Raw genomic sequence first — 10,865 nt, 5'->3', positions numbered from 1 at the left:
GGGACGGCGTGCCGGCGCACGCCCCGGCCCTGGCGGCCGCGTTCGCCGCCGCCGGCGCGGGGTGGGGGGCGGAGCCGGTCATGAGGACCCCTCTCGATGTTAGCGTTAACATCGTTGGATGAAGCGTGGTGCTCAAAGAAGGCCGGGGCGAGTTGTGAGCCATTGTTAGCGTGAACACCGGGGCCGTCAAGGGATGGGCCGCACTCCCCCGGCCGCGCGAAGGCCGTCCGCCACCGTCCTGCCGTCCCCGTGCCGGCGCCGCGCCACGTCGCGTACGTGCTCTTTCACCCCCGCCCCGCCCCTCCGGAGCCCCCCGCCCCGCCCCCGTGAAAGTTTCGCGCCCGCCCACCGCCGGCGTCGCCCCTGACGCCGCGCCCGACTGTCACGGGGCGACTGTCACGGGGCGACTGTCACGGGGCGACTGTCACGGGGCGACTGTCACGGGGCGGGCCGCCGCGCTGTCTAAGTGGCAGTGCTGCCTCAGCCGTCGCCGCCCCTTCCTCAGGCGCCCCTTTCCAGTTCCTCCGCCCGCCGGAGGTCCTTGGGGCGGCCCAGGGCGCGGCGCATCCCGATCAGGTCCTCCCGGGAGGCGTAGTGGACCTCCAGGCCGTCCCGGCCGACGGTGGTGATCGCGCGTCCGAGCACCTCTCCGACGCGGAAGCCGCCCCACGGGAGCGCCGGGGTGCAGCAGTCGCCGCCGGCGCCGGGCGAGGTGAACTGCACCTTGGGGCGCAGGAAGGACTCCGGGCGGGTCGCCACGGGGACACCCGACTCGTCGGCGAGCCGGGCGCCGGCGGCGGCGAACGCGGCCGCCAGGGCCGGGGCGTGCGCCGGCACGCCGTCCCAGAGCAGGTCCAGGTCGCCGGTCAGCTCGGCGGAGCCGTGCATGATGCCGGCCACCTGCCCGATCACCACGGCCCGTACGCGGTGCCGGTGGAGGGCTTCGAGCAGGGGGAACGGGTCGAACCCGAGGGCGCCGTCCGTGCCGATCGTGCCGACGTCGTCGTCGGCGTCCTCGTGGCCCAGTCCGGTGCCCGCCCGGCCGGCGGCCAGCTCGCGGGTGCGCCGGGCGGCGGCGCGAAGTCGTTCCAGCGGTTCGTCGATCATCCGGCTTATGCAACACCGGGCCGCACGGCCGCCGCACGCGAATTTCCACCAGGTCGTCCCAGCGCGAGCGGCTGTGTGCCTTCCGCACGCCCGCCCCGTCCGGTGAGCGCACATGCGCCTCCCCCAGCGAGGCCGACAGATCCCGTCAAGCGGAACGCACCAACCGTGTTCATTCGCCTACACTCCGTCATTCAGCCAGGTACGGTGGCCTCCACGAAGCGCGACCGTGGTGGAGGAGGACGGGGATGAGTCCGCTGATGGCGACGGCGCCCGGGTGCCGGGACACCCTCCGGGCGGCCGATGACCGGCACACCACCGCCGCATGAACCCCCCACCCCGGCAACCGGCGAACCCCGGGCAGCCCGCCGGCCCGGCCCAGCCGGACGTCCCGGAGCCGCCTGCCGGCACGGGACTGCCCACAGACGCGGAGCGAACGACAGACCCTGGGCCCACGACGCAGACAGCGGGCGCGGGACGGGCCCGTGATGGTGGGGAGGTTAGCCGGGAGGTCCGGGTGGAGGTCTCCGGCGACGCCATGGCCTATGTGGCGGGTCGTGACCAGACCATCGTCATCCACGACGGCCCCTCGCGCCTGACCCGCACCATGTCGAACCAGGAGGCCGGCGAGTGCCCCTATCCGGGGCTGGCCGCGTTCGGCGCCGGGCAGGCGCGCTGGTTCTTCGGCCGCGACCAGGTGATCGCCGACCTGCTCATCCGGCTGGACCACCGCCTGACCTCGGGCGGGCTGCAACTGGTGGTGGCCCCCTCGGGGGCGGGCAAGTCCTCTCTCCTGCGTGCCGGGCTGCTGCCCCGCCTCGCCGAGGGCGCGCTTCCCGGCTCACGTACCTGGCCGATCCTGGTTCTCACGCCGACCTCCGACCCCTTCGGCGCGCTGGCCGACCGGCTCCGCCACCACATCGGCGGCCGGAAGGAGCAGGTGGCCGCCGAGCTGGCCGTCCCCGGCCGCGCCGTCGCCCTCCTGCGCCGGCTGCTGGAGCCCGGCCCCGGCAGCGCCGAACCGGCCGGACCGCCGGTGGAGGACCCACGTCTTACCGGCCCGTACGTGCCGGATGGCGGGCCGGCCGGAGAGGGGCGGCGGGTCGTCGTGGTGGTGGACCAGTTCGAGGAGCTGTTCACGCTCTGCCCGGACCGGCGGCAGCGGGAGGCGTTCATCGCGGCCCTGGCCGCCCTGGCCGCGCCCGGGCCGTCGGGCGAGCCGCCGGTGGCGCTGGTGGCGGCCGGGCTGCGGGCCGACTTCTACCCCGCCTGCGCCGCCCACCCCGAGCTGCGCGCCGCCCTTCAGGACCGGCACCTGCTGCTCGGCGCGATGACCGCGCAGCAGGTGCGGGAGGCGATCATCTACCCGGCCAGGGCGGCGGGGCTGGAGATCGAGCCCGGCCTGGTCGAGCTGCTCCTGCGGGACCTGGGCGTCGGCCACGACCCGGAGTCCGCCCGCGCCCGGGAGATCGAGGGCCCGCCCAGGCGGGAGACCGGCGGCGGGCCCGGGCCGGACCAGGGCCGGGAGATCGATGGCGGGCTCCGGGCGGACCCGGACGACCGGGGCGGGTACGAGCCGGGCCGGCTGCCGCTGCTCGCCCACGCCCTGCGCGCCACGTGGCTGCAGCACCGGGGCGCGGCCATGACCGTACAGGGCTATCGCGACACCGGCACCATCCACCGCGCGATCGCCCGCACCGCCGACGACGTCTACACCAACCTGCCGCCGGAGGCCAAGGAGGCCGCGCGCCCGTTGTTCCTGCGCCTGGTCAGGATCGGCGACGGCACGCAGGACACCAGGCGCCGGCTCCCCCGGGCGGAGCTGATCGAGGCCGCCGCCGATCCCGCCGCCGCCGCGACCGCGCTGGACGCCTTCACCCGGGCCAGGATGCTGACCCAGGACGACGGCACCGTGCTGATCACGCATGAGGCGCTGCTGCGCGGCTGGCCCCGGCTGCGCGGCTGGCTCGGCGACGACCGGGCCGGCCGGCTGCTGCACCAGGACCTGGAGGAGGCCGCCGCCGCGTGGAGCCGGACCGGCCGCGACACCGCGCTGCTGTACCGGGGCAGCCGCCTGGACGCCGCCCGCGCCTGGGCCGAGGCCGATCCGGGCCGCTCCCGGGACGAGCTCAGCCCCGCCGCCCGGGCGTTCCTCGCCGCCGCGATCTGGCAGCGCCGGCGTACGCAGCGGCGGCGCACCACCGTCACCGCCGCGCTGGCGGCGCTGGCCCTGCTCGCCTCCACGGCCGCGGTGTTCGCCTTCGGCCAGCAGCGGGAGGCGCTGCACCAGCGTGACACCGCCGTCTACCAGCGGCTGCTGTCGGAGGCCGACCGCACCGCCGACACCGACACGGCGCTGTCCGCCCAGCTCACCCTGCTGGCCGACCGGCGGCGGCCGGCCGGCCGGCCCGCGGACGAGACGTACACGCGCCTGATCAACACGCGGCAGGTGCCGCTGCCGCTCGCCCTGACCGGGCAGCGGGCCGAGGTGAACGCCGTGGCCTACGGCCCGGACGGCCGTACGCTGGCCAGCGGCGGCGCCGACGGCGCCATCCGGCTGTGGAACGTGGAGGCCCCCGGCCGCGCCGTCCCGCGGGGACGGCCGCTGCAGGGGCATGCCGGTGCCGTCGCCGACGTGGCGTTCAGCCCGGACGGCAAGACGCTGGCCAGCACCGGCGCGGACCGGACCGTGCGGCTGTGGCAGGTCGGCGACCCGGACCGCCCGGCCGCCCGCGGCGCTCCCCTGACCGGCCACCGGGCGTTCGTCTTCGGGCTGGCGTTCAGCCCGGACGGCCGTACGCTGGCCAGCGGCGACGGCGACGGCGTCATCCGGATGTGGAACCTGGCCGCCCCGGGCGGGCCCGCCCCGCTCGGCCGGCCGATCGCGGCGCACGGCGGAAGGCAGGTGACCGGCGTTGCCTTCAGCCCGGACGGCAAGACGCTGGCCAGCGGCGGCAGCGACACGCTCATCCGGCTGTGGGACGTGCGCGACCCCCGCCGGCCCGCCCTGCGCGGCAAGCCGCTGACCGAGCACAGCGACACGGTCGCCGCGGTGGCGTTCAGCCCGGACGGCGTCACGCTGGCCAGCGGCGGCATGGACGCCTCGGTGCGGCTGTGGGACGTGCGCGACCCGGACCGCCCGTCCCAGCGGGGCCGGCCGCTGGACGGCCACACGGGCTCGGTCCTGGCGGTGGCGTTCGCCCCCGACGGCAGGACGCTGGCCAGCGCCGGCGCCGACCAGGCCGTCCGCGTCTGGGACGTCACCGACCCCGACCTCCCCCGCCTGCGCGGCCGGCCGCTGACCGGGCACGCCGACACCGTCTGGGGGCTGGCGTTCAGCCCGGACGGGACCGCGCTGGCCAGCGCCGGCGACGACCGTTCCGTACGCCTGTGGCAGCTTCCGTCCGGCCGGCTCGCGGGCCACACCGGCGCGGTCTGGACGGTGGCGCTCTCCCCCGACGGCGCGACGCTGGCCAGCGGCGGCAAGGACCGCACGGTACGGCTGTGGAACGTGCGCGACCCCGACCGGCCCGCGCCCCGGGGCCGCCCGCTCACCGGGCACGCCGACGCGGTGACCGCGCTGGCGTTCAGCCCCGACGGCCGCACGCTCGCCTCCGCCGGCGAGGACCGCGCGGTCCGCCTGTGGGACGTGACCGACCCCGGCCGCCCCGTCCTGCGCGGGCGGCCGCTCACCGGCCACACCTCCTACCTGCTCTCGGTGGCGTTCAGCCCCGACGGCAGGACCCTGGCCAGCGCGGGCGAGGACCGGACGATCCGTCTGTGGGACGTGACCGACCCCGACCGGCCCGCGCCCCGGGGCGGCCCGCTCTCCGAGGGCGCGGGCGTCTATTCCGTCGCGTTCAGCCCGGACGGCGCGACGCTCGCGGCGGCGGGCGAGGCCGGGGTGGTGCGGTTGTGGGACGTGCGCGACCCCGGCCGGCCCGTCCTGCGCGGGCGGCCGCTGGCCGGGCACGGCAGCGTGGTGTGGGCGGTGGCGTTCAGCCCGGACGGGGCGACGCTGGCCAGCGCGGGCAACGACCGCACGGTGCGGTTGTGGGACGTGCGCGATCCTGGCCGGGCCAGGGCCCACGCGCCGGTCCCGCCCGCGCACACCGGCGCCGCCGTGTCGGTGGCGTTCAGCCCGGACGGCAGGAGGCTGGCCAGCGCCGGCGCGGACCACGCCGTGCGCCTGTGGGACGTGACCCGCCCCGGCGCGGCCCGCCCCGCCGGTCAGCCGCTGGTGGTGCGCGGGAGCGCGATCAGCCGTACGGTGTTCGGCCCGGACGGGCTGCGGCTGGCCAGCGCGTCCTCCAACGGCGACGCGTGGCTGTGGGACCTGCGGCCCGAGCGGGCCGTCCGGCGCGTCTGCGCGCTCACCGGGACGTCGTTCACCCGGCAGGCCTGGCAGCGCCACGTCGGCGCGGACGTCGCCTACGACCCGCCGTGCCGGTGATTGGACCACCTGACGCGGACGACCCGCCCGTTCCCGGTGACCGTACGGGAACGGGCGGGTCTCCCTCAGGCCCGGCCCCGGACCTGGGGAGTAACCGTTTTAACATCGGGTGCGGAAGACGGGCTCAGTTTCCCGCGTAGGTGATGGCGGGCCGGGGCGGCCGGGCCATGCCGGCGCCGAGGAAGTAGTCGGGGTGGTGGGACTGCATGTACCCCTTGAGCGTCATGGCGTTGCGGTAGGCGGGGTTGTGCGCCAGCGTGTACAGCCTGGTGCCGGTGGGCCGGTCGGTGGTGAAGATGATCAGCTCGTCGAAGCCGGCGCTGGTGTAGACGACCTCCTCGCGCCAGTCGCCGAACAGGTCGCCGACGAGCGTGGGGTTCACGCCCTGGGCCGCGCTGACGGCCCCGTACGCCGAGATGCTCAGCAGGCGCGGCACCCGGTTGGTCGGCGTGGGGGCGGCCGGGTTCCACTTCTCGAACTTGCCGTCGTTGAGCAGCTCCATCGTCAGGTCGCCGTCCCACCACAGGCCCATCTGAGGCCAGGGCCGCAGCGAGGTGTCGGGCTCGGTCAGCCGGTTGGTGGCCGCGTTGTAGAGGCCGGAGAAGGACCAGACCTCCATGCCGGGGAAGCGCGGGTCGATGTCGCCGGCCATGCCGCGGCCCACGTCGGCGGTGCCGGGCTCGACGTGCCGCCAGATGATCGAGCCGTCGCGGGCGTCGTAGTAGTACTCGCGCAGGCCGCTGGGGTTGCTCTGCTGCACCCCGTAGCCCTCCAGGCCGGGCCTGGCGGGGTCGATGTCGGTGATGTGGAAGCGGTCGCCGTGCACGATGCCGGCCGGGCCGAGCGAGTAGCGCAGGGTGCCGTCGCCGTTGAGCACGAACCCGATCTCGGCGATCTCGTCCTTGCCGTCGCCGTCCACGTCGATGATGCGGGTGTTGTGCCCGTCGGGCGCGTTCCGGTCGCCGCGCAGCCACTTCCACTGCCGGGTCAGGCTGCCGCCGTCGAATTTCCAGGCGGCCATCATGAGGTTGAAGTCGCCGTTGCCGATGCGGTTCTTCATGAACGCCACCAGGCTGGGCGTGACGCCGTCCAGGTGGCCCACGCCGAAGCGGGCGTACATCGGGCCGTCGGCCAGATAGTCGGTCGGCACCGGCGCCGTGGCGCGGGGCGCTCCGGTCATGCCGTCGAGGATGGCGATGTGCTGGCGGTTGTCGTCGCTGTCGGTGAACGTGGTTCCGTCGCCGAAGCGCACGCCGTCGGCGATGCGCACCGCCACCTCGGCGCGGCCGTCGCCGTCGAAGTCGTAGACGGTGACGCCGTCGTTGTGCCCCACGTTGATCGTGGCGGAGCCGCCCTCGATGTTGTCCTGGTCGGTGCTGTTGGGCCCCATGTCGACCTGCCACAGGAAGCGCCCGTCGCGCCGGTAGGCCTCCAGCTTCTGCGGTGAGGTCTGCCGGTCCAGGACGTAATCGTATTCGCCGTCGCCGTCCAGGTCGCCGGCCCAGACGAACTTGACCGCGCCGCCGGGCCGCAGCGGCATGCGGACCACGGGTTCGACGGCGTGGTTCGCGCCCAGCGTGAACGCCGCGCTGGGCGCCTGCTCGGCCCCGCCGATCACCGGCCGCACGCGGTAGCTGTTGGACCGGGTCAGGTCGGCGGTCCGGTCGGCGAAGTTGGTCCCGCCGGTCAGGACGGCGGAGTTCAGCCTGACCTCGGCGCCGCCGGCGGTGGAGCGGTAGACGTTGAAGCCGATGCCGTCCGGGTCCAGGCCCAGCAGCCGCCAGCTCACCAGCACCTCACCGGCGCCGGAGCGGACGGCGACGACGCCGCGGCCCAGGTTCTCCATCCGGCGGGCGCCGGGCTGCGGCGTGGCGCCGGTCGTGACGTCGATGCGGTCGATGTTGGCCAGCCCGGCCTCGGTGGTGGCGGCGAGCCGGACGGTGTTGCCGCCCGCGTTCAGCGGCACGGTGACCGTCCTGGTGGCCCAGGTGTTCCACGCGCCGGTGCCGCCGAACGCGACCGCCCGCTGCGTGGTCGTGCCGTTGACGCTGATGTCCGCCGGGCGGTCGCCGGCGCCGCCGTTGGCGTACCTGATGTCCACGGTCGCGCTGCCCCGGGCCGGCGCGTCGACCGTGAACTGGACGGAGGCTCCGGCGCCGCCGCGGACGTCGCAGAATCCCGTCCCGGAGAAGCCGGAGTGGTTGGAGCCGATGCTCCCGTCACAGACGGCGGGCGGGCTCTCCGCCTCGTGACGGGTGGTCGCGGCGTTCGCGGTGAGCGCGAACACCGCCGTGGCGCCGGCCAGCACGGCCGTCAGCGCCGTGGCGACCGAGACTCTCGTGAGCCGTCTCACTGAACCTCCTCGAAGGGCCGATCTTGGGGTGCGCGAGGGCCGCCGCGGTGGGAGGGGCGGCTCGCCTCGGGGTGGGGTCGGGTGGGGACATCACCGCCATGGGGCTCCCCCGGATGGACGTAACGCCGGCGAAACGGCCTGTTATTTAACCGTTTACTGTTGGGTTATCGCAGCATGGAGGGTGATCTCTGTCAAGAGAGACGGTCATTGATGGGATACGCTTTATCGCACCGGCCGCCAGGGCCGGATGGCCGCTCGGCGGCTGGTCATGGCCGGCACCCGGGCGGCCACGGCGCCTCGGGGGCGCGACGGAACGGGCGGGAAAAGGTGAAACTTTCACGCCCGTGCCGGGGGTCATCGAGGGTCGGGCTCCAGCCACGTCGCCTCGGCGCACAGGACGCGGGCGGCCTCGTGCGGCTCCGCGTCCCGCACGACGTACCGGTTCGCGCGGCCGTCGTGGCGTTCGAGGCGGAGGATCGTGACGATGCCCGAGGCGAAGATCTGCCGGGTGTAGGGGTCGCGGGCGTGCACCCGCCGGTCCACCACCAGGCTCCCGTCGGACGGCAGGCCGTCGACGATGTCGTCCTCCCACCGCCACATGCGGCGGGAGCTGCCGAGGTGCAGGCGTTCGGCACTGCGCTGCTGGTAGGGCATGGAGGCGTGGGACGCCGAGCCGCCGGACGCCGGCGGCTCGTGGACCCGGGGATCGCGGCGATGAAGTGGTAGCCCTCGGGGCTGGTGATCGGGGGGAGGTCGGTGCCCGCCAGGGCGATCTGTCCGTACTCCACGTACAACTCATCGTCGATGCGGCGGAGCAGGCGTGCCATGGTCGTCCCTTCGTCAGCTGATGATCAAGGACAGCATGCCGTGCGGGTGAGACAGGCCGGGCCCGCCGACCGGGGGCAACCGCACCTGAGCGGCGGCGGCCACGGCGCACGGCACGCCCGCAAGGTCACGGGATGCGGAACCCCCGCAAGGTCACGGGGCGCGGAAAGCCCGGAAGGTCACGGGATGCGGAAGCCGCGGAAGGTGACGGGCCTGCGGGTCTGGAAGCCGAGCCGCTCGTAGAGGGCGATCGCGCCGGTGTTGGTCTCGGCCACGTGGAGGAAGGGGCGTTCGCCACACCGTGCTCCCGCCCGGCGTCCCCGTCCCGCGCTCCTTTCCGGCGCTTCGCGCTGCCCTCCGGCTGAATGAGGGGGAGGTCTGCGGTGAGAATTTGTCCTGACATGTAGATGAACGGACAAGAACATCTATACCTAGACATGAGGATGTCTTGACAACGCCGGAAGACGGCGTTCATCGTGGAGCCCACCGCGGCGTCCGGCCGTGGCCAAGGGCGGCGCGCCGCACCTCGGGCGATGAGGAGCAGCGCGCCGCGCACGCCCCGGCATGACGATGTCCTTGCTCCACCAGACCCCGTTCCCACCCCGCGAGGAGTACGATGCGCCGCCCCCACCCCCTGCTGCTGGCAGCCCTCACCACCGTGCTGGCGGCCGGCTTAGCCGCGCCCGCCGCCGGCAGCACCATCGCCTCCATCCACCCGCAGGCCGAGACCCCCGCCTTGTTCGACGACGAGGCCGGCGGCAACGCCAACGGCGACGACCCCGCCATCTGGGTCGATCCCGACGACGACGAGGACAGCGTCGTCGTCACCACCGCCAAGGAAGGCGGCCTGAACGTCTACGACCTCGGCGGGCGGCTGCTCCAGCACTTCGACGCCCCCGCCGCGCCGGGCCCCGACGACGAGAACGGCCGGTTCAACAACGTCGACACCGCCTACGGCTTCGCCGGCAAGGACCTGGCCGTCGTCTCCGACCGGGGCCGCGACCAGCTCCGCTTCTACGCCATCAAGGACGGCCGCCTCACCGACGTCACCGACCCGGCCGTGCCGTTCCTGTTCAACGCCACCCAGGCGGAGGTCAACGAGCAGGAGACCGGGTACGGACTGACCGTCTGGAAGGACTCCACCGGCACCTACGCCCTGGTCAGCCGCCGCCACAAGACCTCCATCGGCCTGTTCAGGCTGGTGGCCACGCCGGGCGGCAAGGTCGGCTACCGGGCGGTCCGCAGCATCGACCTGCCCGCCTCCTTCACCCTGCCCAACGGCACGACCTGGACCCCGTGCCTGGAGCCGGACGAGCTGGCCCAGGTCGAGGGCATGGTCGTCGACCAGCAGCGGGACGTGCTCTACGCCGCCCAGGAGGACGTCGGCATCTGGCGGATGCGCGCCGACCTCACCGGCGCGCCCGTCCTCATCGACAAGGTCAAGGAGTTCGGCGTTCCCGGCACCTACGACCCCGAGACCGAGGAGTGCACGCCCGGCGCCGACCCCGGCTACGGCGGCGCGCACCTGTCGGCCGACGCCGAAGGGCTGACCATCTACTACCGCGACGACGGCAGGGGCTACCTGCTGGCCTCCAGCCAGGGCGACGACACCTTCGCCGTCTACCGCCGCGAGTCCGGCAACGCCTACCTCGGCCAGTTCCGGATCGGCGCCGGCAACGGCATCGACGGCGCCGAGCACAGCGACGGCACCGCCGTGCTGAACGTGCCGCTCGGCGACTTCGAGGAGGGCCTGTTCATCGCTCACGACGGCGCCAACACGCCCGAGGTGCCCGACCGCGAGAACACCAACTTCAAGTTCGCCGACTGGGAGGACATCGCCGACGAGCTCGGCCTCGACGTCGACACCGAGGGCTGGGACCCGCGCGACTGACCATCGCCCCCGTCCACCACCCGCCCGTCCACCACCCGCCCGTCCATCGGTCGCCACCCGTCTCCTGCCGGCGGGTGGCGGCCGTATGCCCGCACGTGCCCGCGCCCCCCGACCGCCGACCGTCGACGCCGACCCAGCATAGGACTGGCACGCCGAGCGCGCGCACGTCGGCGGGCTGCTGCTGCAGAAGGCCGCCCACGACCTGGACGTGGTGCACTGGCTGGCCGGCGGCTACACCC

Annotated in this window: 6 protein-coding genes and 1 pseudogene; 3 read left to right on the top strand and 4 right to left on the bottom strand. The window is 74.5% G+C overall.

Annotated features, from left to right (window positions below; all coding sequences use genetic code 11):
- Nucleotides 1–501: 501 nt before the first annotated feature.
- Nucleotides 502–1,107 (bottom strand): hypothetical protein, encoded by a 606-nt coding sequence (locus IO39_RS42275; protein WP_043636925.1) that lies wholly within the window; start codon nucleotides 1,105–1,107, stop codon nucleotides 502–504.
- Between the two features lie 514 nt (nucleotides 1,108–1,621).
- Here IO39_RS42275 and IO39_RS42270 point away from each other — a divergent pair.
- Complete coding sequence (locus IO39_RS42270) at nucleotides 1,622–5,557, top strand: WD40 repeat domain-containing protein (protein WP_052424108.1); 3,936 nt, start codon at nucleotides 1,622–1,624, stop codon at nucleotides 5,555–5,557.
- Nucleotides 5,558–5,681: 124 nt separating this feature from the next.
- Here IO39_RS42270 and IO39_RS42265 read toward each other — a convergent pair whose 3' ends face one another.
- From IO39_RS42265 to IO39_RS59290, 3 genes are all read right to left on the bottom strand, one after another.
- A complete protein-coding gene (locus IO39_RS42265; protein WP_084774495.1) occupies nucleotides 5,682–7,910 on the bottom strand; it encodes a rhamnogalacturonan lyase family protein in 2,229 nt (742 codons plus the stop codon).
- A gap of 354 nt (nucleotides 7,911–8,264) precedes the next feature.
- Nucleotides 8,265–8,564, bottom strand: coding sequence for a hypothetical protein (locus IO39_RS42260; RefSeq protein ID WP_157549725.1), 300 nt, complete (start codon nucleotides 8,562–8,564; stop codon nucleotides 8,265–8,267).
- 350 nt (nucleotides 8,565–8,914) lie between these two features.
- A complete protein-coding gene (locus tag IO39_RS59290; RefSeq protein ID WP_211267375.1) occupies nucleotides 8,915–9,160 on the bottom strand; it encodes a GNAT family N-acetyltransferase in 246 nt (81 codons plus the stop codon).
- A 191-nt stretch (nucleotides 9,161–9,351) separates the two neighbouring features.
- On the opposite strand from IO39_RS59290, the gene IO39_RS42255 reads away from it, so the two are divergent.
- Both IO39_RS42255 and IO39_RS58445 read left to right on the top strand, forming a co-directional pair.
- Nucleotides 9,352–10,626, top strand: coding sequence for a phytase (locus IO39_RS42255; protein WP_043636921.1), 1,275 nt, complete (start codon nucleotides 9,352–9,354; stop codon nucleotides 10,624–10,626).
- Between the two features lie 157 nt (nucleotides 10,627–10,783).
- Nucleotides 10,784–10,865: pseudogene (locus tag IO39_RS58445) on the top strand (hypothetical protein); the annotation flags it as partial.

Source organism: Nonomuraea candida (genome assembly GCF_000725485.1).
Taxonomy (GTDB): Bacteria; Actinomycetota; Actinomycetes; order Streptosporangiales; family Streptosporangiaceae; genus Nonomuraea; species Nonomuraea candida.
Note: the sequence above shows the minus strand (reverse complement) of the source record. Positions and strands in the feature narration are given on the sequence as shown.